The sequence below is a fragment of the Plantactinospora sp. CA-294935 genome (assembly GCF_050936445.1).
Classification (GTDB): Bacteria; Actinomycetota; Actinomycetes; order Mycobacteriales; family Micromonosporaceae; genus Plantactinospora.
Window position 1 is genome coordinate 8,793,800 of the sequence record NZ_JBNJMU010000001.1, and the last position, 21,694, is coordinate 8,815,493.

General features: G+C 71.4%; 19 protein-coding genes. 2 read left to right on the forward strand and 17 right to left on the reverse strand.

Annotation, left to right across the window (positions count from 1 at the left end):
• Positions 1–1,283: 1,283 nt before the first annotated feature.
• The 6 genes from ACQEVC_RS38355 to ACQEVC_RS38380 all read right to left on the reverse strand — a co-directional run bounded on the left by ACQEVC_RS38355 (position 1,284) and on the right by ACQEVC_RS38380 (position 9,032).
• Complete coding sequence (locus tag ACQEVC_RS38355) at positions 1,284–2,000, reverse strand: ABC transporter ATP-binding protein (RefSeq protein WP_432888229.1); 717 nt, start codon at positions 1,998–2,000, stop codon at positions 1,284–1,286.
• Positions 1,993–4,272 carry a branched-chain amino acid ABC transporter ATP-binding protein/permease gene (locus tag ACQEVC_RS38360; RefSeq protein WP_432888231.1) on the reverse strand — a complete coding sequence of 760 codons (2,280 nt, stop codon included), beginning with the start codon at positions 4,270–4,272 and terminating at the stop codon, positions 1,993–1,995. Before ACQEVC_RS38360 ends, ACQEVC_RS38355 begins: the two co-directional genes overlap by 8 nt.
• Entirely contained in the window at positions 4,269–5,147 is an 879-nt protein-coding gene (locus tag ACQEVC_RS38365) for a branched-chain amino acid ABC transporter permease (RefSeq protein ID WP_432888233.1), read from the reverse strand. Before ACQEVC_RS38365 ends, ACQEVC_RS38360 begins: the two co-directional genes overlap by 4 nt.
• A gap of 161 nt (positions 5,148–5,308) precedes the next feature.
• Positions 5,309–6,556 (reverse strand): amino acid ABC transporter substrate-binding protein, encoded by a 1,248-nt coding sequence (locus ACQEVC_RS38370; RefSeq protein WP_432888235.1) that lies wholly within the window; start codon positions 6,554–6,556, stop codon positions 5,309–5,311.
• 53 nt (positions 6,557–6,609) lie between these two features.
• Complete coding sequence (locus ACQEVC_RS38375) at positions 6,610–8,301, reverse strand: amidohydrolase (protein WP_432888237.1); 1,692 nt, start codon at positions 8,299–8,301, stop codon at positions 6,610–6,612.
• Between the two features lie 230 nt (positions 8,302–8,531).
• Entirely contained in the window at positions 8,532–9,032 is a 501-nt protein-coding gene (locus ACQEVC_RS38380) for a DoxX family protein (protein ID WP_432888239.1), read from the reverse strand.
• 722 nt (positions 9,033–9,754) lie between these two features.
• Between ACQEVC_RS38380 and ACQEVC_RS38385 the strand changes: the two genes are divergently transcribed.
• Entirely contained in the window at positions 9,755–10,588 is an 834-nt protein-coding gene (locus tag ACQEVC_RS38385; protein WP_432888241.1) for an IclR family transcriptional regulator domain-containing protein, read from the forward strand.
• A gap of 75 nt (positions 10,589–10,663) precedes the next feature.
• Here ACQEVC_RS38385 and ACQEVC_RS38390 read toward each other — a convergent pair whose 3' ends face one another.
• Genes ACQEVC_RS38390 through ACQEVC_RS38405 form a run of 4 tightly spaced genes read right to left on the reverse strand, consistent with a single transcriptional unit; the run spans position 10,664 to position 13,861 of the window.
• Positions 10,664–11,026, reverse strand: a complete 363-nt coding sequence (locus ACQEVC_RS38390; protein ID WP_432888243.1) for a hypothetical protein — start codon at positions 11,024–11,026, stop codon at positions 10,664–10,666.
• Entirely contained in the window at positions 11,023–11,904 is an 882-nt protein-coding gene (locus ACQEVC_RS38395; RefSeq protein ID WP_318403124.1) for an extradiol ring-cleavage dioxygenase, read from the reverse strand. Before ACQEVC_RS38395 ends, ACQEVC_RS38390 begins: the two co-directional genes overlap by 4 nt.
• Positions 11,905–11,915: 11 nt before the next feature.
• On the reverse strand, positions 11,916–12,713 hold the full coding sequence (locus tag ACQEVC_RS38400) for a citryl-CoA lyase (protein WP_432888245.1): 798 nt from the start codon (positions 12,711–12,713) through the stop codon (positions 11,916–11,918).
• The gene (locus ACQEVC_RS38405) at positions 12,695–13,861 is read right to left on the reverse strand and encodes a CaiB/BaiF CoA transferase family protein (protein WP_432888248.1); all 1,167 of its coding nucleotides are present in this window, start codon (positions 13,859–13,861) and stop codon (positions 12,695–12,697) included. Before ACQEVC_RS38405 ends, ACQEVC_RS38400 begins: the two co-directional genes overlap by 19 nt.
• A gap of 282 nt (positions 13,862–14,143) precedes the next feature.
• Between ACQEVC_RS38405 and ACQEVC_RS38410 the strand changes: the two genes are divergently transcribed.
• Positions 14,144–15,589, forward strand: a complete 1,446-nt coding sequence (locus tag ACQEVC_RS38410; protein ID WP_432888250.1) for an amidohydrolase family protein — start codon at positions 14,144–14,146, stop codon at positions 15,587–15,589.
• Between the two features lie 46 nt (positions 15,590–15,635).
• On the opposite strand, the gene ACQEVC_RS38415 is transcribed toward ACQEVC_RS38410, so the two are convergent.
• The 7 genes from ACQEVC_RS38415 to ACQEVC_RS38445 all read right to left on the reverse strand — a co-directional run bounded on the left by ACQEVC_RS38415 (position 15,636) and on the right by ACQEVC_RS38445 (position 21,277).
• Complete coding sequence (locus tag ACQEVC_RS38415) at positions 15,636–16,478, reverse strand: aldo/keto reductase (RefSeq protein WP_432888252.1); 843 nt, start codon at positions 16,476–16,478, stop codon at positions 15,636–15,638.
• Between the two features lie 138 nt (positions 16,479–16,616).
• A complete protein-coding gene (locus tag ACQEVC_RS38420) occupies positions 16,617–17,180 on the reverse strand; it encodes a dihydrofolate reductase family protein (RefSeq protein WP_432888254.1) in 564 nt (187 codons plus the stop codon).
• Positions 17,181–17,202: 22 nt separating this feature from the next.
• A complete protein-coding gene (locus ACQEVC_RS38425) occupies positions 17,203–18,021 on the reverse strand; it encodes an alpha/beta fold hydrolase (protein ID WP_432888256.1) in 819 nt (272 codons plus the stop codon).
• A 67-nt stretch (positions 18,022–18,088) separates the two neighbouring features.
• Positions 18,089–18,811, reverse strand: a complete 723-nt coding sequence (locus ACQEVC_RS38430) for an AraC family transcriptional regulator (protein ID WP_432888258.1) — start codon at positions 18,809–18,811, stop codon at positions 18,089–18,091.
• A gap of 110 nt (positions 18,812–18,921) precedes the next feature.
• Positions 18,922–19,707, reverse strand: coding sequence for a class I SAM-dependent methyltransferase (locus ACQEVC_RS38435; RefSeq protein WP_432888260.1), 786 nt, complete (start codon positions 19,705–19,707; stop codon positions 18,922–18,924).
• Between the two features lie 181 nt (positions 19,708–19,888).
• The gene (locus tag ACQEVC_RS38440) at positions 19,889–20,278 is read right to left on the reverse strand and encodes a MerR family transcriptional regulator (protein ID WP_318403139.1); all 390 of its coding nucleotides are present in this window, start codon (positions 20,276–20,278) and stop codon (positions 19,889–19,891) included.
• Positions 20,279–20,488: 210 nt separating this feature from the next.
• A complete protein-coding gene (locus ACQEVC_RS38445; RefSeq protein WP_432888263.1) occupies positions 20,489–21,277 on the reverse strand; it encodes a TerC family protein in 789 nt (262 codons plus the stop codon).
• Positions 21,278–21,694: the final 417 nt, after the last annotated feature.

Here is a 21,694-nt window from a genome sequence, read left to right on the forward strand (position 1 = left end):
CCGGCACTCCGAGCCCAGCAGCCCGGTCTGGGCGAGTTCGGCCGGGGATCATCCCCCGCTTGCGCGCGGGGAGCAGCCCTTGTTGCCGGTCACCCAGTGGTGCGTCTCGGGGTCAGCCCCGCGTACGCGGGGAGCAGATCGACCTGATCGTCGCCGATCCGCCGTGGGCAGGATCACCCCCGCGTGCGCGGGGAGCAGGTAGCCGGTGACGGTGGACGACAGCTCTTGCCCGGATCATCCCCGCCTGCGCGGGGAGCAGACAACCAGCAGCCGGTAGAACTTCGTCAACGCCGGATCATCCCCGTGTGCGCGGGGAGCAGTGCATGAGGTGCGGCAAGCGCGGCCGGTACCCGGGATCATCCCCGCGTGCGCAGGGAGCAGTAGACCCGGATGATCGTGATGTCCTTCCGCGCGGGATCATCCCCGCGTGCGCGGGGGAGCAGACTCCCCTGTCGCCGCCGGTGGTGACGTCCGCGGGATCATCCCGCGCGCGGGGAGGAGGTCGGCTGCTCGGCCAGGTGCACGTCCACCGGCGGATCATCCCCGCGTCCGCGGGGAGCAGAACGCGGCCCCGATCGCGTCCTTCTTGGACAGCGGATCATCCGCGCGTGCGCGGGGAGCAGGCGTTGCAGGTGGCGCGGTCACTGGTCACCCAGGGATCATCCCCGCGTGCGCGGGGAGCAGTAGACGATCGGGTCCGGGCTCACCCAGTTGTCGGGATCATCCCGGCGTGCGCGGGGAGCAGGTGGTCGTCCGCGACTGCTGGTTCGGTGTCGCGGGATCATCCCCGCGTGCGCGGGGAGCAGTTGCCGCCATCGTTGCCGCCATCACGCCATTCCGGATCATCCCCGCGTGCGCGCGGAGCAGTTGTGGCGGACCGTGTTGCCTCGGATCAGCAGGGGATCATCCCCGCGTGCGCGGGGAGCAGCGGCACCTGCGATGCGCCAAGCCCGACTCCTCGGGGATCACCCCCGCGTGCGCGGGGAGCAGAGCCATCCGCCGATAAACGTGGCGTACACCGACGGATCACCCCCGCGTGCGCGGGGAGCAGACTTATTGACCTGCGGCGCTAGAGATCAAGTACGCCGAATTCCTTCACTTTCGTTCGCAAGATCATGCCTCCGCAGTGGTATGCCGACGGGTGGTGCGCGGCTGGTTCGACGGCTGGAAGCAGCGTACATGGCGAGCATGGTGCGAGCTTGCTGGTCGAGTGTGTCTCGCCATCGCTGCACCTGAGATCACCGGCCTGTTCGATTCGGTCCTGTCGCCACAGCCCGCCCCGCTCACAACCCCAGCACGCTACGCCGCACCTCTGCACTACCCCGCAACTCGTCGGCCGGGCCACTCAGTACCACCCGCCCTTCCCCCAGCAGGTACGCCCGACCCGCAACGTCAAGAGCCCGCTGTACGTCCTGCTCCACCACGAGCACGCTCACCCCGCCCGCGTTGATCCGCACGATGGCGTCGTACACCTCGTCGACCCGGACCGGCGCGAGCCCCAGCGACGGCTCGTCGAGCAGCAGCAGACGCGGCCGGGCCATCAGCGCCCGACCGATCGCCAGCATCTGCTGCTCTCCCCCACTCAAACTGCCAGCAACCTGACCCGCCCGTTCGGCGAGCCGGGGAAAGATCTCGTAGACCTCGGCCAGGCTGACCCGGTACTCCCGGCGGGCACCCCGCCGGTACGCGCCGAGCATCAGGTTGTCCAGCACTGACATCCGGGGAAAGATCCGCCGCCCCTCCGGGACGACCGCCACCCCGTGCGCGCAGACCCGGTGGCCGCGCAGCCGGGTGATGTCGGTACCCCCGACGCTGATCTCCCCCCGGTGCGCCGGATGGATCCCGGCGACCGCGTTGACCAGAGTGGACTTTCCGGCGCCGTTCGGGCCGACGACACAGACTGTCTCCCCCGCGCGCACCTCGACGGCGACGTCCCAGAGCGCCTGCGCGTCGCCGTACCGCACGTCGAGGTTCCGCACCCGCAACAACGGCTCAGACATGGGCTTGCCTCCCCAGGTAGGCGCGGACCACGGCCGGATCGTTCAGCACGGTCTGCGGATCGCCGTCGGCCAGGCAGCTACCCCGGTCGAGCACCACGAGCCGGGTCGCGAGCTGGTTGAGTACCCGCAGCAGGTGCTCGACGATCACGATCGTGATGCCGCTGTCGTGGATGCGCCGGACCACCCGTACCGCGTTGTCCACCTCGGCCGGGTTCAGTCCGGCCAGCGCCTCGTCCAGCAGCAGCACCCGGGGATTGGCGGCGACCGCCCGGGCCATCTCCAGCAGTTGCCGCTGGTGCAGGTTGAGGCTGTTCGGGTACGCGTCGGCCAGGTGCGCCAGCGCGACCGTGCCGAGATGCCGCTCGGCGATCGGCCGGGCCCGGCGCAGTGACATCGGCGTACGCCCGAACATGATGGCCATCGCCACGTTGTCCCGGACGGTCATCGAGTCGAACGGCCGGGGAATCTGGTAGGTCCGGGCCATCCCGACGTGGGCGATCCGGTGCGGCGCCAGCCGGGTGATGTCCTGCCCGCCGATCCGGATCGTGCCCCGGGTCGGCCGGATCGTGCCGGAGAGCAGGTTGACCAGCGTGGTCTTGCCGGAGCCGTTGGGGCCGACGAGACCGACCAGTTCGCCCTCCCGGATGTCCAGGGTCACCTCCTCCAGCGCGTGCACCCCGCCGAAGTACCTGGCCACCCCACGGCATTCGACCAGCACCGCACCGGACCCGCCCCCTCGCGAACCGGTGGCCTGGATCGGAACCGTACGGGTCTCCAGGACGGTGGGGAGGTGGGTCGCGGCGGCCTGGACCGGCGCGGTCTCCGTCGCGCCGGCACCCGCCGAGCCCGCGCCGGCACCCGCCGAGCCCGCGCCGGCGTCCGTCGAGCCCGCGCCAGCGTCCGTCGAGACGTCGTCGGCCCCAGCCCTCTCCGTCGAGACGTCGTCGATCCCAGCCCTCTCCGTCGAGACGGCGTCGATCCGTGCCCCGTCGGGCGCAGCGGCGTCGACCGGCGCAGTCCTGGCCGCAGTCTCGCCCGCGGTCGCGTCGGCCGGAGCGCCGTCCGCCGCAGCCGCACCGGGCACAGCCGCATCGGCCGGAGCAGTGTCGCCCGCAGCGGCATCGGTCGGAGCGGCCGGAGTCACCGTTCGGGACCGGTGGCCGGGTGGGCGCAGTCCCAGTCGGGCGGAGAGCCGGGGCGAGCCGAGCACGATCGCGACCAGGCTGGCTGCGAGCATCCCGACGACCAGCCAGTCCAGCAGTTCGCCCCAGACCCGGAGCACCGCCAGGGCGCCGCTCACCCCGACCAGGGTGCCGAGTGCGACCAGCGGCCGGGCCCGCAGCCGCGCGTACAGGCCGTCGGGGGCGAGCGCGACCAGCAGGGCGAGGATGCCACCGAGAATGATCATGTTGTACGCGTCCAGCCCGTACGAGGAGAGCCGGTCCTGGAGGGTGACGATCAGCACCGCGCCGATCACCGGACCGAGCCAGTGACTCCGGCCGCCCAGCACCCCCATCACGATCACGAAGAGCGGGATGGTCAGCCCGAAGACGCTCTCCACGGTCACGAACCCGATCTGCAGCGCGTAGACGCTGCCCGCCACCCCGCCGATCACCCCGCTGAGCAGCATCGCCAGCATCTTGTAGCGGAACGTCGCCACCCCGGTCACCTCGGCGACGTCCTCGGCGTCCCGGATCGCCGCGAGCGCGGAACCCGACCGGGTGTGCTGGACCACATAGGCCACCGCCACCGCGATGGTTGCGATCAGCAGTGCCAGCAGGAACTGGAACTGCTGGAAGGAGCTGACCGGCCCCGGCAGCTCGGGAACCGGGACGCTCGTCCCCTGTCCCCCGTCGATCGACCGGTTGATCCGGGCGAACGCGGCCAGGATGAACGGCACGGCGAGGGTCAGCAGCGCGAAGATCTCGCCCCGCAGCGAGCCCAGCCGGAACGCCACCGCGCCGACCCCGAGGGCGAGCAGTCCGGAAAGCACCGCCGCGAGCGGCAGGGTGAGAAAGAAGTCGACGTTGTGCCGCCCGCTGAGCACGGCGGTGGTGTAGGCGCCGACCCCGACGTACGCGGCCTGGCCGAAACTGAAGTAGCCGCTGTATCCACTGAGCAGGTTCCAACTGGTCGCCTGGGCGATCCAGAAGCAGATCGAGCCGAGCAGCACCAGATAGAACGACCCGATCCCGAGCTGGTCGGCGGAGGCGCCGAGGGCGACCAGCACCAGGAACGCCACCAGCAGCCCGAGACCACCACGGCGGATCACCGGACACCTCCGGCCGCGAAGAGTCCCTGCGGGCGCAGCAGCAGGGCCAGGATGATCGCCGAGAAGAGTACGAACGGCGCGGCGGCCGGGGACCAGACCGCGGAGACGACGCCGGAGAGCACCCCGACCAGGATGCCGGAGGCGAAGGTGCCGACCACCTCGCCGATCCCGCCGAGGATCACCACCGCGAAGACGGTGCCGAACCACTCGTACGCGGTCTCCGGGGTGAGCGCGTTGGAGAGTGCGAAGACCATCCCGGCCAGCGCCGCCGTGGCCCCGACCACCCCGCCGAGCAGGACGCTGAGCCGGCGGTGGTCGACCCCGAAGGCGCCGGCGACCGCCCGGTCCTGGGCGATCGCCCGCATGGCCCGGCCGGCGAAGGTACGCCGCAGCACCAGGTGCGCGCCGACCACCACCGCCAGGGCGAGGCCGAACGCCAGCAGGGTGGTGACCGGAAAGACCAGCCGGCCGAGCGAGACCGAGCCGGTGGCGTACGGGTTGACCTCGGCCGGCATCCGCTGGAAGTCGGCGCTCCAGACGTTGCTGACCACCTGGATGGTGATGCTCAGCAGCCCGAAGCTGACCAGTAGCGAGTTGAACTCGCTCAGCCGGAGCCGGTCGAAGAGCCACTGGATCGCGGCGCCGGCCACGAACATCAGCGGCACCGTCACCACCAGCGTCAGGATCGGGTCGAGCCGCCACGAGGTGGCGATCTGGAAGGTGAGGTACGCGCCGATCAGGATCAGGCCGAAGTGGGCCAGGTTGATGACGCGCAGCACCCCCCAGGTGACGGAGAGGCCGGTGGCCATCAGGGCGTAGAGGCCACCGATCAGCGCTCCGGTGAGGGCGGCCTGGAGGACGTTCATACGGGGCATCGCCTCGGGTCTGGTCGGGTCGGCGGGGCCACCGGGCGGCGGGGCCGAGCGGCGCGACGGGCGGTCAGGGGTGGGCGGTCGGGGGTGGGCGCGTCCGGGATGGGCGGTCAGGGGGTGGCGCGTCCGGGCCCGGACGGGGGCGCCGGGGCCCGGACGCGCGGTCAGCGGCGGGCGGGGGCGAGCGGCGCGGCGGCCCGGTCGGCCGGCCACACCGTGACCCAGTCACCCTGCTGGATCTGCTTGATGGCCTGGGTGGTCGGCCAGAAGTTCTGCGCCTTCGGGTCGAACGCGAGGTGCCCGCTGAACGTGGTGTCGGCACCCTTGCCGTGCAGCGAGTCGCACATCTTCTTGTGGTCGGTCCCGCCGGTGTCCCTGACCGCGGCGGCCAGGATCTCCCACGCGTTCCACGAGGCGGCGGCCTGGGTCTCGAAGACCGTGTACGGCAGCCCGGCCGCCTTGGCCCGCGCGGTGAAGTCGTTCACGATCTCGGTGGCCGCCGGGCCGAGCCGGTCCAGGGTCGGCTTGTTCGGCTCGAACATCGACACCGACAGCACCCCCTCGGAGACGTCGCCGAGGTCGAGCAGGGGTCCGGGCGCCGGGAAGAGGCTGAACATCCGCTTCGGCCGGTAGTTGAGCTGCGCCATCGCCTGGAGGATGTTCACCGCGTCCACGCCGAGCCCGTTGTTGATCACCAGGTCGGGGTCGGCGTCCCGGACCTGGGTGGCGATCGGCGCCCAGTCGGTGGTCGTCGGCGGGTAGTGCACGTCGACCACCACGTCCAGGCCACGCTCCCGGGCGATGCTCAGCGCGCCGGACTTGTCCGCGCCGTAGCCGTCGGAGACGAAGGCGGCCGATCCGCTCTGGCTGGTCAGCACGGCGACGGTCTTCGGCGGCCCGGGTTGACCGGCCAGCGCGTCGAAGAGCTGGGTCGGGATGAACCGGTTCGGGGTGGGGCCGATCGACCAGGCCGGGAACTGGCACTCGTACGTGAGCTGGGGCGCCAGCACGGCGGTGTGCTGCGGCATCACGTACCCGTGCCGCTGGGCGACCGCCATCGCGGAGAGGATGTTCGGGGTGGCGTACGGGCCGATGATCAGGTCGACCCGGTCCTGGCTGATCAGCCGCTCGTAGAGCTGGCTGACCTTGGACTGGTCGGACTGGTCGTCGACCACCTTCCACTCGACCTGGCGGCCGAGCAGTCCACCGGCGGCGTTCAGCCGCGCGACGTACGCCTCACCGGCGATCTTGTGGATCTGCCCGGTCGCGGCGAACGCGCCGGTCAGGGAGAGGGTGGAGCCGACCACGATCGGGTCGTCGGTGGAGCCGGAACCGGAGCCGTTGCCGCATCCGGTGGCCGCCACGCCGAGCGCCAGGACGGTGGCGACGGCGGCGAGGGAGCGCCTGCGCATTGTCGGGTACCTTTCGTCGCTGTCGGATAGGTCTTCGGGGCACGCGCTACAGGTCAGTGCGGGTCGTCGGCGTCGTGCACCACCGCGCCCCCGACGACGGTGAGGTCCGCGCGCAGCCGCCGCAGTCGCTCGACCGGGACGGTGAAGTAGTCGTCGTCGAGCACCACGACGTCGCCGAGCCGGCCCACCTCCAGCGAGCCGAGCAGGTGTTCGTCCGGGCCGCCGAGGAACCACTGGTTGGCCCGGGTGTAGAGGGTGAGCAGTTCCTGCCGGCTGATCTGCTGTCCGGCGTTGATCACCTGCCCGCGGGCGTTCTTCCCGGTCACCGCGTAGTAGGCGTGGATCCACGGGTTCATCGGCGCGATCTGCATGCCGTCCGAACTCATCCCGGCCGGGATGCCGCTGTCGAGGATCGTCCGGAACGGCGGGCCGGCCGCCGGGCCGGTGCCGGCCAGGTACTGCCAGCCGGTCAGGTTGACCCCACCGCCGACCGCCCGCAGCCGCTGGAGGTAGTCCGGGGTGATCCGGGGGACGTGCGCGACGACCCAGCGCAGGTCGGAGATCGGGGTCTCGGCGTGCACCGTCTCGAACGCCTGGATCTGGGTCTGGAAGTCGGTACCGGTCAGCGAGTGCACCTCGATCCGCCAGCCGGCCCGGGCGCTGCGCCGGGCGGCCTCCAGGAAGACCGGGCCGCCGGAGTAGCTGGCCGCGATGAACTCGCCGATGGCGCCGGTCCGGACCATGTCGTCGCCGAAGAACGGGTACGTGTGGCGCAGCCGCGCCGTCAACTCCGGTACGGCGGGGTCGGTGTCCTGGTGCAGGTAGTTGATGCGCAGCCGGACGATGCCCCGGCCCTGGGCGTAGACGTCGAGGAACGGCAGGTGCATCGAGTGGTTGTCCTCGTGCGCCGCACCGTCGGCCGGGGTGCCGGTGGCCTGGAACGCGCCCTGGTCGAGGTGGGTGGTGACGCCGAGACTGGCCGCGTACGCCATCGCGTCGCGCACCCCGCGCTCACGCTGCGCGGCGGTGAGGGTACGCCGCAGCGCCAGGGTCGCCTTGCCGGTCTCGGTACCGCCGGCGATCGCGCCGTCCGCCCCGACCGTCACCGGGATCTCGGCCGCCTCGAAGAACCGCCGGCCGAGGCTGTTGGTCACCGAGGGTCCGGCGAAGCCGACCGACAGGTACGCCGGGTGGTGCGGCAGCGCTTCGTCCAGTTCGGCCAGGGTCGGCAGCCGTACCTCGGTGAACTGGTGGGGATGGAAGCCGCCGATGGTGGTGACGAACTCGCCGCGCGGCACCCGCCGGGCCCGGGCCCGGTAACTGGACCGCACGTCCGCGATGGAGTAGGCGTTCTCCAGCGGCGTGTGGTGCCCCGGCCGGTTGCCCATCAGCACGATGTGGTTGTGGCAGTCGATCAGGCCGGGCACCGCCGTACGGCCGCGCAGGTCGATGGTGCGGGGCCGGCCCTCGAAGCCGTGCCGGGCGGCCCGGGCGTCGTTGCCGGCGTAGACGATTCGGCCGTTCCGGATGGCCAGTACGCCGACCACCCGGTTGCGCCGGTCCATGGTGTGGATGCGGCCGTTGTGCAGCACCAGGTCGGCCCGGATCGTCTGGTCCCGGTCGGGTCCGGTGGCACCGGCCGGGCCCGCCGCCATGCCGGCGCCGACCGCCGTGGCGGTGCCGGCTGCGGCGCCGCCCCGCAGCACCGACCGCCGGGACATTCCTCGTCGTTCCTCGTTGCTCATCAGCGGGGGTCACCTCTCGGATGCGGCGCCGGTGACCCACGGTCGGGGCGGCCACCGGCACGGCGGCGGTATCGGTGTCGGGCGGGCGGGCCGGTGGGGGGAACCGGCGGTCCGGTGGGGAACCGGCAGTCCGGTGGCGGAACCGGCGGTCCGGTGGCGGATGCGGAGGTCGGTGGGCCGCGAGTGCCGTCCTGCGCCGGTGGTGCGGGCCGACGTTCGCGGGCGGCGGGTCAGTCGCCGGCGGCGAGGGCGCGTCGCCGCCGCAGCAACGGCGGTACGCTGCCGAGCAGCCCGACGGCCAGGGCGAGGGTGCCCCAGCCGTAGCCGGCGAACCCGTCCAGCCCGACCAGGTGGTCGAGGGACCAGGCACCCGGCCCGGTGTACGCCAGCACGACGGCCAGCGCGCCGTAGACGGCGGCCACCTCGTAGCCGCCGAGGTGCGCCCAGAGCCCGTTCGGCAGGTTGACCGAGGCGGCCACGACCATCGTTCCGAGCACGACCGCCGCGCCGAGCGGGGTGGCCAGGCCCAGTGCGATCAGCGCCGCGCCGAACAGTTCGGCGAGGCCGGCGAGCAGGGCCATCTGCCGGCCGGGCCGGAAGCCCCAGGTGTGGAAGGTGGCACCGGTGCCGGTGGGTCCCTGGCCACGGAACCAGCCGAAAAGCTTCTGGCTGGCGTGGCCGAAGAGCAGCGCCGCGAGGAGCAGGCGAAGCAGTAGCAGTCCGAGGTTCACGCCGCACCTGCCGAACCCGGCCCGAGCGGCCGGACGGTCCGGACGGCGAAGGGCGACCGGACGGTCCGGACAACGAAGGGTGACCGGACGGTCCGGACAACGAAGGGTGACCGGACGGTCCGGACAACGAAGGGTGACCGGAGGGTCCGGACGACGAGGGGCGGCCGGAGGGTCCGGGCAGCGGGAGCCGACCGGGCGGCATGGCCGGCGGGCCGCCGGATCGGGGTGGGACCGGTGGGAGCGGGATCTGTAGCTGCGGCCGACGGCGCCATAACTCTCTCCTCCGAGGACTGAGCCCTTAGCATCCAGTTTTGCGGACGACCGTCCGCTACACGGACGCGGCGCACATCACAATCTCCGCCCGTGCCTGGGAGATGTCAAGACTCAAGCCGGAAACATTTGCGCATGGGCCCGGACTGGTGTTCGCTTGACGGTCAGATGGTGCGGGCAGCCAGCCACCGACGGTCGTCTGAGTGGACGAGCCCGGCCGCCACACCACCAGGGGTCGCACCAGGCCGGCCACGCAGAGGTCCGGAATCGACTGGTGGCCCGGACCCCGACGGCACCCGGACGACCCCGACGGCACCCGGACCCGGACGCGGCCGGGGACACCTTCCGGCGCCCCGGTTCGGCACATGGTGAACTGGTGGGCGCTCGCCCGCCGACCAGCACGGCGACCCGGGCGGCGGGACCGAGACGGCGACGACGGATAGAGGCGGACGATGGCACAGCGTGGCGAAGGACCGGACTTCATCGAGGCCCTGGCCCGGGGGCTCAAGGTGATCACCGTCTTCCATGCCGACCATCCCCGACTGTCCCTCAGCGAGGTCGCCGCCGCTGCCGGGCTGGCCCGACCCACCGCCCGACGCTTCCTGCTCACCCTGGAGGAACTCGGCTACGTCCGCGCCGACGCCGGCAGCTACGAACTCACGCCACGGGTGCTGGAACTCGGCATGGCGTACGTCGGGGCGCTCTCGCTGTGGGACATCGCCCGCCCGCACATGCAGGACCTGGTCGCCGCCACCGGGGAGTCCAGCTCGATGGCCCAGCTCGACGGATCGGACATCGTCTACATGGCCCGGGTCGCGGTACCGAAGATCATCGCGCTGCGGGTGCAGATCGGCACCCGGTTCCCGGCGAGCGTGACCTCGCAGGGCAAGGTGCTGCTCGCCGCGCTCGACCCGGATGCGCTCGGCACGGCACTGGCCCAGCCCAGCCGTTCCGGGGTCCAGCCGAAGGTCCGGCACAGCCGTACCGCGCTGGACGCGATGCTGCGGGAGGTCCGGGCCCGGGGCTGGGCACTCGCCGACGACGAACTCGCCCCGGGCATCCGGTCGGTGGCCGTGCCGATCCGGGACGGCCAGGGCGCGGTGCGGGCCGCGATGAACGTCACGGTCAACTCGGCCGAGACCAGCGTCAAGGCCCTGGTCGAGCAGCACCTGCCCCAACTGATCAGGGCGGCCAGCGCGATCAGTGCGGACTGGGCCCGCTGGCAGTCCCGGCCGCAGGTCGAGGTAGCCGCGACGGCCGACACCGCCACCGCCGTCCGGCACTGAGAGGTAGCCGGGACGGCCGACACCGCCACCGCCGTCCGGCACTGACCCGACCGGCGGCGGTGGCGGTACCGCGGCTCAGGTGGCGATGTCCGGGTACGGCAGGGCGAAGTGCGCCAGCCGGGCCGCGTACTGCTTCTGGAAGCCGAGCGGCTCGGCGTGGTCCCGCTCGAACATCGCGATGAACAGGGTCAGGGTCAGGAACGGGTGCGCGCCCAACTCGAAGAGTTTGACGTAGTCGTGGCTGGCCAACGCCTCCCGCTCGGCATCTTCGAAGCGCAGCCAGGTGCTCGCCTCGCCGGTGTGGCAGTTCAGCACCGCGTTGGCGCGTTCGGTCTCCCACCAGGCGACCATGCCGCGCGGGTCGTCGCGGTACCGCTCGACCAGCTCGGGATCCCGGTCCACGGTGTAGAGGAACTTGTTCAGCAGGTACTTGCTCACGCCGGCACCCCGCTTCCGCCCGGTACGCCGTTCGGATACCAGGTGAAGTACGCCTCCATGGTGTGGAACAGGTCGAGGGTGTCGACGTGGTCCGCCTTGGCACCCGCCCCGGCCACCCCCATCATCAGCATGAAGTCCATGAAGCCGTGGGTGGCGTTGCCCGGCGAGTGCAGGCTCTCCAGGGTCACCTCGGCGAGGCAGCGTTCCAGGTCGCCGGTGGCGATCCACTCCACCGCCTTCCGGTCGAACTCGGGATCGGGGCCGTGCGGGCCGAACTGGCGGGGGCCGCCGAGTTCCAGCGACAGGTGGCCGGTGCCGATCACGGCCACCCGAAGGTGGCTCGGCCACGACTCGACCAGTTCCCGGATGGTCTGGCCGAGCTGCACGAACCGCTTCGGCTGCGGCAGCGGCGGCGCGAAGATGTTGGTGTAGATCGGCACGATCGGCAGGTCCGCCTCGGGGCGCAGCGTGATGATCGGGCAGGTGATGCTGTGGTCGATCCGCAGTTCGTTGCTGAACGCCAGGTCGAAGCCGGCGTCCAGGCCCTCGCGCAGCAGGTGTGCCGACAGCTCCTCCTGGCCCCGCAGCAGCATCCGGGGCAGGCCGAACTCGCGTTCCTCGTTGTACCAGTTCGCGTCGTAGAACGGGGCCTTGCCGACCAGGAACTGCGGCATGTTGTCCAGCCAGAGCTGGTGGAAGTGGTCGGAGCCGACCATCACCAGCACGTCGGGGTTGGCCCGGGTGAGCGTCTCCCGGAAGGCGAGGATCTTGCGTACCCACTCGTCCGCGAACGGCGGCCGGTCCTCGCCCTGTGCGGTGCTGGCACGGTAGTAGAACGGATGGTGGGTGGAGGCGATCACCGCGGCGATGGTGGCCATCGCGGCTCCTCTCAGGCGGGGTCGGGGGGTGTGTAGCGGGCGTTGCGGTCGACGGTGCGGTAGATCTCCATCCCGATGTTGGTGCGGCGCTCCTCGGCCAGGTGGCCCAGGAGCCCGGCGGCCCGGGCCAGCAGCGCGAAGCCGCGCAGCAGCTCCGGCGGCAGCCCGAGGTCGGCCAGGGCGGCGCCGCAGACCCCGGCACCGTTCAACGGCAGGGTACGGCCGAGCACCCGCGGATGGACCCGGCCGATCGCCTCGAACAGCCGCAGGTGCGGGCCGCGCAGCCCCTCCTTGTCGGCCAGTGCGATCAGCACCGGGGTACGCGGGTCCCGCACCTTGTGCACCGGGTGCCCGAGTCCGGGCACCAGCCGGCGCTCGGCCCGGGCCCGGGTGACGGCGGCCAGGGCGAGGTCGTCCCAGCCGGCGTCGTCGGTCGGCGCCTCGGTCACCTCGGCCAGGGTGTCGGCGAGGAACCGGCCGCTGTCCTCGGTGACCCCGAGGAACCGGGAGCCGCCGCCGAGCAGGCCGGCGGCGAGCGCCCCCTGCAACGCCTCGGGTGCGCTCTGGTACGTGACCCGGGCGGCGATCGCGGTCGGGGTGAAGCCGTGGTCGGCGAGGGCGACGAGTACCGCCTCGAAGACGCGTACCTGGGCCGGGGTGGGGCGGCGCCCGGCCACCAGCCAGAAGGCGAGTTCGCCGAAGCCCACCTTACCGATCAGCTCGGTGGCCAGGTCGTGGCCGAGCAGCCGGATGGTGTCGGCGTCGGAGCTGCCGATCGAGGTGGGGAAGCTCAGTTCTTGGTCAGCCACGCGCGGATCTCCTCGCCGTGCTCGTCGAGCCCCGGTGGGGGCAGGTCGTACCGGGGACGGGTGGCGGAGAAGGAGATCGGATTGCGGACCATCGGCACCGCGTCGGCGCCCTCCCCCACCGTCACCACCGGGTCGAGCCCGAGCTGTTCGGCGAACGCGACCCCGCGGTCGATGGTGTTGATCGGCGCGCACGCCACCCCGGCGGCGATCAGGTCGGCGAACCACTCGTCCCGGGTCCGGGTACGCAGCCGCTCGACCAGCAGCGGACGCAGTTCCTCGCGGTTGGCGGTGCGGTCCTGGTTCCGCCCGAACCGGGGGTCGTCGACCAGTTCCGGCAGGCCGAGCACCTCGCAGAGCTTGTGGAACTGTCCGTCGTTGCCGGCGATGACGATCAGCTCGCCGTCGGCGGTGGGCAGCGGCTCGTACGGGAAGAGGCTCGGGTGCGCGTTGCCCATCCGGTACGGCACCACCCCACCGGCGACGTAGCCGCTGCTGTGGTTGACCAGCCCGGACAGGGCCGAGGAGAGCAGGTTGACCTCGACGTGCTGGCCCCGGCCGCTGGCCGCCCGGTGGTGCAGCGCGGCCAGGATGCCGATGTTGGCGTGCATCCCGGCCATCACGTCGAAGACCGAGATGCCGGCCCGGTACGGCGAGCCGTCCGGGTCGCCGGTGAGGCTCATCAGCCCGGAGATCGCCTGCACCATCAGGTCGTAGCCGGGCAGCGAAGCGCCGGCCCCGGTGCCGAAGCCGCTGATGGAGGCGTAGACGATGCCGGGGTTCCCCGCCGCCACCGACTCGTAGTCGAGACCGAACCGCCGCATGCCACCCGGCTTGAAGTTCTCGATCATCACGTCGGCGCGGGCGGCGAGGGCACGGGCCACGGCGAGGTCCTCCGGTGACCGCAGGTCGAGCGCGATCGACCGCTTGTTCCGGTTGATCCCGAGGTAGTAGGTGGCCACCCCGTCCCGGACCGGTGGCATCCAGGTCCGGGTGTCGTCCCCGGCCGGCCCCTCCACCTTGATCACGTCGGCGCCGAGGTCCGCCAGCAACATCGTGGCGTACGGCCCGGCGAGGATTCGGGAGAAGTCCGCCACCACCAGTCCGGCCAGCGGTCCCGGCGTGTCACCGGTACCCGGCTGATCCGCCATGCTCCTGCCTCCGTCCGTCTCGCGGACGTTTGTCCGTCGCAGACAGTCTGTTCGCGCCCGCCATCGCTGTCAAACTGGCCGCCGGACGGCCGGACAGGGCAACCCGCCCGGTATTCCGACCCTACGCCGGGCAGAGCGTCGTCGCCGCTCAGTCCGGCCCCACCGAGCCGGACTACTGCTCGTTGACAGGCGCGAAACACCGGGACAATAATTGCGCCACTTGTTTGCGCCCGCTATACGGACAATCGTCCGCGTAGATCACTCCGCCGATAGGAGTTGGCGATGGCCACGACCGAGTCCGACCGCCCGGTGCTGCTGCGCAACGGGCTGGTGCTGACCATGGACGACGCGCAGACCGTGCTGGCCGGCGGCGACGTGCTGGTGATCGGCGACCGCATCGCCGAGGTGGGTGTCGGGCTGACCGCCCCCGAGGGTGCGCTGGAGATCGACGCCAGCGGCGGCATCGTGATGCCCGGGATGATCGACACCCACCGGCACATGTGGCAGACCGCGATGCGCGGCTACGGCGCCGACTGGACGTTGACCCAGTACTTCGTCTGGTACTACCTGGAATCCGGCAAACTCTTCCGGCCCGAGGACATCTACGCCGGCAACCTGCTCGCCGCCATCGAGGCGATCGACGCCGGGGTCACCACCACCGTCGACTGGTCGCACGGGTTGCAGACCCCGCAGCACGCGGACGCCGCGGTCGACGCCCTGGAGGCGGTCCCCGGCCGCTTCGTCCTCGCCTACGGCAACATCCAGCAGGGGCCGTGGGAGTGGGCGACCAGCCCGGAGTTCCGTGACTTCGTCGAGCGCCGGATCGCCGGCAAGGGCGACATGCTCGGCTTCCAACTGGCCTTCGACGTCACCGGCGACCCCGCCTTCCCGGAGCGGGCCGCCTTCGAGGTCGCCCGCGACCTCGGCGTACCGGTCACCACCCACGCCGGGGTCTGGGGTGCCACCAACGACGACGGCATCCGGCTGATGCACGAGAACGGCTTCATGACCCCGGCCACCGTCTACGTGCACGCGGCCACGCTGACCCGGGACTCGTACAACCGGATCGCCGCCACCGGCGGCTCGGTCTCGGTCTCCACGGAGAGCGAGCAGAGCGCCGGCCAGGGCTACCCGCCCACCTGGCAACTGCGCCACCACGACATCCCGGTCTCGCTCTCCATGGACACCAGCGTCTGGTGGAGTGGCGACCTGTTCACCGCCATGCGCGCCACGCTGGGCGCGGACCGCTCCCGGGAACACCTGGAGGCGCACGGCCGGCAGGACACCGTCACGCACTGCCACCTGCGCGCCGAGCAGGTGGTCGAGTGGGCCACCCGGGGCGGCAGCCGCGCCCTCGGCCTGGACGACCGGGTGGGCAGCCTGGCACCGGGCAAGAAGGCGGACATCGTACTGATCAAGAACGACGACTCGCCGGTGATGTTCCCGATCCTCAACCCGTACGGCCACGTGGCCTTCCAGGCGCAGCGCGGCGACGTGCACACCGTCCTGGTCGACGGCCGGCTCGTCAAGCACCAGCACCGGCTGGTCGGCGTCGACCTCGGCCGGGCGCGGCGCGAGGTGGAGCGGACCGTCGAGTACCTGGTCGAGTCGATGGGTCAGGACGCCTGGGCGAAGGGCATGAACCCGGACGTCCCGGAGACGAAGGTGCAGGACAACCCCTACACGTACACCGAATGGGACGCCGGCTCGGCCCAGTGGAAGCGCTGAGCACGGCTGCCCCGGACCGCGCCGGGCCGGGCCGGGCCAGGGGCGGCTAGAGCATCTCCAGCGGCTGCGGGCCGCCCGGCGGTGGGAAGACCGTGTCGAGTACGGCCAGGTCCTCCTCGCCGAGGCGCAGCTCCAGCGCCCCGGCGTTCTCCCGGGTGTGCCCGGGATCCGACGAGCGGGGAATCGCCGCCACGGAGCCCTGCCGCAACACCCAGGCCAGCGCCACCTGCGCCGGCGTGCCCTGGTGCCGGGCCGCGACCTCGGCGAGCTGGGCATCACCCAGCAACCGGCCCTGCTCGATCGGCGAGTACGCCAGCACCGGAATCCCGCGCTCGCGCAGCCACGGCAGCAGGTCGTACTCCGGGCCGCGCCGGGTCAGGTTGTAGAGGACCTGGTTGGCCGCGCAGGAGTCACCACCGGCGTCCATCAGGTCGACCATGTCCGACAGGTCGAAGTTGCTCACTCCCCACTGCCCGATGTCGCCCGCCTCCACCAGCTCGGCGAACGCCTCGACCGTCTCGGCCAGCGGATGGCTGCCGCGCCAGTGCAGCAGGTAGAGGTCGATGTGGTCGGTTCCGAGCCGGCGCAGGCTGCGGCGGCACGCCTGCACCGTGCCCTGCCGGGTGGCGTTCGCCGGCAGTACCTTGTCGACCAGGAAGATCTCGTCGCGGCGCCCGGCGATCGCCGCGCCGACCAGTTCCTCCGAGGAGCCGCTGCCGTACATCTCGGCGGTGTCGATCATCGTCATCCCGAGATCCAGCCCGGTACGCAGCGCCGCGATCTCGTCCTGCCGCTTCCCCGGGCTCTCCCCCAGATACCACGTCCCCTGACCGAGCACCGGCATCGTCCGACCCGACGGCAACGTGATCGCGGGCATCGCGACGGTCATCTCGGCCTCCCGGCAGCGTGGGGAACGCGTGCTGACGATAGCGGGATCGCCACGCGGCGCCGCCGGGCTACCCGCTGCGGGACCGGCCAAACGCGGTGACCATCCCGTCATGGCGAAACGAGCGAGCGCGCCGAAGGGTCACCGAGCCCGCTGGAGGATCGTGATGAGTACGCCCTCGCCGACCGTGATCGAGTCCGTCAGCTTCCACGTCGACCTGTCCGAGGTCTCCCCGAACAGTCGCCGCCCGGTGCCGAGCAGGACCGGGAACATCATCAGGTGGAGTTCGTCGACGAGGTCGTGTTCGAGCAGCCCCTGGACGAGCTGGATGCTGCCGGCGACCGAGATGTCGCCGGTCACCTCGTCCTTGAGCCGGGTCACCTCGTCGACCAGCCCGCCGGAGAGGACCCGGGTGTTGTTCCAGGTGGGGTCGGTGAGCGTGCGCGAGACGAGGTACTTCGGCATTCCGTTGTACTTGTCGGCGAGTTCGCCCTCGTACTGCGGCCAGGCCGAGGCGAACCCCTGGTAGGTACGGCGGCCGAGCAGCAGCGCCTGGGCGCCGAGCGCCTCGTCGACCTTGAACCGCTCGCCCTCCTCGCCGCGGTCGAACTCGGCGCTCCAGTTCGGGTACTTGAAGTCCTCCCCGCCGGGCGCCTCCACGACGCCGTCGAGCGAGATGAACTCGGTGACCACGATCCTTCCCATCTCCGGTCCTCTCCTCGGCCGGTCAGCGGGCGTACGCGAAATCGCGCAGCGCGGCGGCGAGCACATCGGCGGGCGCGCTGTGCTGCTCGCCCTCGACGGCCCGCAGGGCCGCGGTCGGCAGCAGTTCGGTGAGCGCGTGGGCGGCGGTGACGATGAACGGGAACGTCCCGGTGCCGTGCAGCACGAGCGTGGGCGCGTTGACGGCAGCCCAGCGGTCGCGGGGCAGCGGCGCCCCCGACATGGTGGTTCCGATGATCCGGCCGTCGTAGGCGATCGTCGGCGCCACCGCCTCCATGACCGGCCAGAAGTCGCTCTGCCGGATCCCCTCGACGGCCTCGGCCGGCATCCCTGCCGCAGCGGTCAGGAACAGTTCGGCGGCGTCGCCGGGCCGACCGTCGGCGACGGCGGCGTCGAGGCGCCGCACGTAGTCCGCCGGCAGCGGCGGGCGGCTGTCGTCGACCACGAACGGCGGCTCGAAGAGCACGAGCCGGCTGATCGGTAGTCCGGCCGCCGCCGCGTCGAGCGCGAGGACCGCGCCGGACGACCAGCCGAACACGGTCGCCGGTGCCCCCGCGACCGTGATGAGCGCGGCGAGGTCCTCGATCTCACGCGACACCGCGTACGGCGCGGTGTCCGTGCTCTCGCCCCGGCCGCGACGGTCGTAGGCGTAGGTCCGGAACTCGTCGCCGAGCAGCCGGCCGATCTCCTCGTCGAGCGGGTTGATCGCGGGGTAGGCGGTCGCGCCGTCGATGATGATCAACGGCTCGCCCCGGCCCCACGCGCTGAACGCGATCACGGTGCCGTCGGCGGACACCACGGCCGCGCGGGCGTTCTCGGTCATCTGGATTGCCTTCCTGGTAGCGGTGCGGGGTGCCCCCGCGGCGGCGCGGTGCCGCGTCGCATCCAGGCTAGAAACCGGCGGGGTCGCCGATCTTGTACAGAAGCGACAGGGGCTGCGCGGCCGCGTCCGGCCGGCGCAGCTCGGTCGCGGTACGGCCGATGAAGCGCTGGAGCGAGCGGGCGAGGTGCGGCTGGTCGTAGTAGCCGAGCCGGTTGACGACCTCGAGCGGTACGACGCCCTCACCGAGCAGGATCGCGGCCTGCCGGGCCCGCTCGATCTGCCGGATGCCGCCCTGGGTGAGCCCGGTCGCCGCCGCGACGCGGCGCTGCACCGACCTCGTGCCGAGCTCCGGCATCCCGCCGGTCACGACCTCGTCGACGAGCGGATCCCGCACGACCACGCCCTGCCGCACCAGCCGGGCGACGAACTGCTCCGCACTCTCGAAGTCGGGGATGAGCCACTCCTCGCCGCGCAGCGTGAACGTGGTCGCGGTCGCGTACGGGCTCTCCAGGGCGGAGTCGACCAGCCGCGCCGCGGGCAGGTGCGGCATCGAGGTGCCGTGCGCGAACGTGATCCCGAAGGACGCCGACCCGTCCGGCACCTCGACGCTCGAAACCGTGGTCTCCGGTCCGCGTACGGCGGCGTGGACACTGCCGTGCTGCTCCCAGAACACCAGCTCCCAGTTCGAGGTGGCGATCGAGGTCATCCGCGCGACCCCGGACGCCTGGCTGCGCCACACGCGATGGACGTACGGCGAGTCCGACGGCCGGTCCTCGTTCTCCAGCGGCATCCAATCCCCCCGGTGGCCTGCGCCGCCAGTCTCGCACGCCTGAAAGTCGCCCGGCCAGCGCCGGGCCGGCACCGCAGGTCCGTCCGACGGCCCGCACGTCGACGGGGGAACTATCGGGGTGGCTTGACCGCCCGGGTCGCGAAGTAGCCGGGCAGCCAGCCGGCGGTGGCGTCGGAGTGGTGCGGCGCCTCCACGAACCCGACGACGACGAAGCCGGCGGCGAGCTGACCTCCGATCTGCTCGGCCAGCGTGTGGCTGTACTCCAGCGGTGCGTCCGCACCCCACAACCGCGCGCGTTCCTCGGCCGGGACGTGTGTGAGGTCGCTGTACGGGAGCCGGTGGCGCACCACCAGTTCGCCGCGCTCGTCCAACGCCCCGTGGTCGAAGAGGAAGACGTCAGGGTTGACGAAACCGCAGAGCAGCGCACCGCCCGGGCGCAACACCCGAAAGCACTCCCGCCACACCGGAGCGAGGTCGGGCACGAACAGGTTAGAGACCGGGTTGAAGACGAGATCGAAGGCGGAGTCGGCGAAGACCGACAGGTCGCGCATGTCGCCGAGGACCGTCCGCAGCTCCAGGCCGTCCCGGTGGGCCACCATCTCGTCCTGTTCGAGCTGGCGTGGCGAGTTGTCGAAGACGGTGACCCGGGCGCCGGCGGCGGCGAGCGTCGGACCCTGCTGCCCGCCACCGGAGGCCAGGCACAGCACGTCCGCGCCGGTGAGGTCGGCGGGAAACCAGGCGCGGTCGACGGGCTGATAGCCGATGAGTACGACCGACCAGTCGCCGGCCCGTGCCCTGGCGATCGTCTCGGCGGAGACCGGACGCGACCATTCGTTGCCCTTGTCGACCTGCCGGTCCCACGCGGCCCGGTTGTGCATCACCGGATCAAGGTTCATCGCCCCACGCTAGTGCGGTGTCCACCAAGGTTTCACCGGGTTTCCGGTGGGCGTTCCGGATCTTGCCCGTCGGGCGAGCGACCAGGATTCGTCGTGGGCCGCCGCCACACCGCTCGCGCCGCCACGACCGCCGCCGCCCCGATGAACCGCCGGCTGCTCCGCCGGGCGGTCGACGGGACGGTCAGGCCGGCGGGGGTAGCCCGGCGGTGAGGTCGAGGGCGGTCGCGATGAGGGCGTGGGCGCGGGTCGTGATCGCGGTGAGCAGGCCGTGGGCGTGTTCGTCACTGTGCCGCGCGGCGGCCTGCAGGGCGTGCAGGGCGTTGTCGAGTTGGTCGAGCCTGGCGTCGAGGTCGTCGGCTACCGGCTGACGCAACGCCGCCGCGATCTCCTGCAACGGCACACCGTGAGCCTCCAGAGCACGGATCGTGGTGATCCGCTCGATCACCTCGGGGTCGTAGAGCCGGTAGTTCCCGCCGGAACGGGCAGCGGGGGCGATGAGGTCGAGGCTGGTGTAGAAGTCGACGGTGCGCGGCGAGACGCCGGCTTGAGCGGCGACCTCCCCGATCCGCAACAGGGTCGCGTCGACGGTCCACCTCCCTGCCTCGTCCGGATCCTGCGGAAACTGTACAGCGGCAGCTGTTCCGGCCCGACGACATCCGCGCGGCCGACCCGACGGCCGGTCCCAGGCCCCGCCGACCGGGCGACGCGTCCACGGCTGGCCCTGCCTCCGGTGGGGGCCACCGCCGGTCAGATGGTCGATGGGCGACTACGGGGACCAGCCTCAGTCGCCCGAGGCGGTCGAGTTCTCGGTCTCGGGTGACTTGACGTAGGTGGGGTGCAGGTGCACGGGCTGCGCCGCGCTCCGCTGCTGACGGGCCCGTACCCGCAGGTTGAGGAACTCGACGAAGATGGAGAACGCGATCGGGCCGTACACGTATCCCTTGGGGATGTGCTGGTCGAAGCCCTCGGCGATCAGGCTGGCGCCGATGAGCAGCAGGAAGGACAGCGCCAGCATCTTGACCGTCGGATGCGTGTTGACGAACCGGCTGACGGTGCCGGCCGAGACCAACATGATCACCATTGCGACCACGACGGCCGCCACCATGATGAACAACTGGTCCACCATGCCGACTGCGGTGATCACGGAGTCGAGGGAGAAGACGATGTCGAGGATGAGGATCTGGACGATCACCGCCGCGAACGACGACGTGGCCCGGGCTGAGCGGCCGTGTTCGGCACCCTCGAGATGCTCGTGTATCTCATAGGTGGCCTTGCCGAGCAGGAACAACCCGCCCAGCAACAGGATCAGGTCACGGCCGGAGATTTCCTGCCCGAAGACCGTGAACAGCGGCGCGGTCAGCCCGATCACCCAGGACAGTGACGCCAGCAGCAGCAGCCGGGTCACCAGGGCCAGCGACAGGCCGATGGTGCGGGCGCGCGCCTGCTGGTGCTCGGGCAGCCGACCGGCCAGGATCGAGATGAACACCACGTTGTCGATGCCCAGCACGACCTCCAGCAGCAGCAGCGTCGCGAACGCGACCCACAGCTCGGGACTGCCCAAGAACTCCATACCACCCTCGACATCTCGGCACGCCAGCACCGGATCGCCGGCCAGATCGCAAACCATACAGTGCCACGTTCCGGTGAAGGTGAGACGGTCACGGATCCGGCGGGCATTCGCCCTGCCTTCACCAGGCGCTTTGTCGGCTTAGCTCCAATATCGCCATACTCAGGCGGTTTTTCGTATATCTCCTTATCGTTCGGAAAGCTCGCTCTATGCTGACTCGGTGCTCCGCTGGTTCGTTATCCGGGTTGGAGGGATGCCCAGCATGCTCGACGTGATCATCAAGGCCAGGCCGCCCGCGCCGGCGGTCACCGACGCCGTCGTGGTCCCGGCACACGCCGACGGTGCGCTGCCGGTCGTCCGACGCGGAGTGCTGGCCGGGTGACCGTCCACATCGGGCTCCGCCGCCCCGGGTCGCAGCCT

Bases quoted from the DNA above. Each gene is read 5' to 3' on its own strand.
- ACQEVC_RS38355 (WP_432888229.1), bottom strand. From the start codon at position 2,000: ATGTCTGAGCCGTTGTTGCGGGTGCGGAACCTCGACGTGCGGTACGGC.
- ACQEVC_RS38365 (WP_432888233.1), bottom strand. From the start codon at position 5,147: ATGCCCCGTATGAACGTCCTCCAGGCCGCCCTCACCGGAGCGCTGATC.
- ACQEVC_RS38370 (WP_432888235.1), bottom strand. From the start codon at position 6,556: ATGCGCAGGCGCTCCCTCGCCGCCGTCGCCACCGTCCTGGCGCTCGGC.
- ACQEVC_RS38375 (WP_432888237.1), bottom strand. From the start codon at position 8,301: ATGAGCAACGAGGAACGACGAGGAATGTCCCGGCGGTCGGTGCTGCGG.
- ACQEVC_RS38385 (WP_432888241.1), top strand. From the start codon at position 9,755: ATGGCACAGCGTGGCGAAGGACCGGACTTCATCGAGGCCCTGGCCCGG.
- ACQEVC_RS38395 (WP_318403124.1), bottom strand. From the start codon at position 11,904: ATGGCCACCATCGCCGCGGTGATCGCCTCCACCCACCATCCGTTCTAC.
- ACQEVC_RS38405 (WP_432888248.1), bottom strand. From the start codon at position 13,861: ATGGCGGATCAGCCGGGTACCGGTGACACGCCGGGACCGCTGGCCGGA.
- ACQEVC_RS38410 (WP_432888250.1), top strand. From the start codon at position 14,144: ATGGCCACGACCGAGTCCGACCGCCCGGTGCTGCTGCGCAACGGGCTG.
- ACQEVC_RS38415 (WP_432888252.1), bottom strand. From the start codon at position 16,478: ATGACCGTCGCGATGCCCGCGATCACGTTGCCGTCGGGTCGGACGATG.
- ACQEVC_RS38420 (WP_432888254.1), bottom strand. From the start codon at position 17,180: ATGGGAAGGATCGTGGTCACCGAGTTCATCTCGCTCGACGGCGTCGTG.
- ACQEVC_RS38425 (WP_432888256.1), bottom strand. From the start codon at position 18,021: ATGACCGAGAACGCCCGCGCGGCCGTGGTGTCCGCCGACGGCACCGTG.
- ACQEVC_RS38430 (WP_432888258.1), bottom strand. From the start codon at position 18,811: ATGCCGCTGGAGAACGAGGACCGGCCGTCGGACTCGCCGTACGTCCAT.
- ACQEVC_RS38435 (WP_432888260.1), bottom strand. From the start codon at position 19,707: ATGAACCTTGATCCGGTGATGCACAACCGGGCCGCGTGGGACCGGCAG.
- ACQEVC_RS38445 (WP_432888263.1), bottom strand. From the start codon at position 21,277: ATGGAGTTCTTGGGCAGTCCCGAGCTGTGGGTCGCGTTCGCGACGCTG.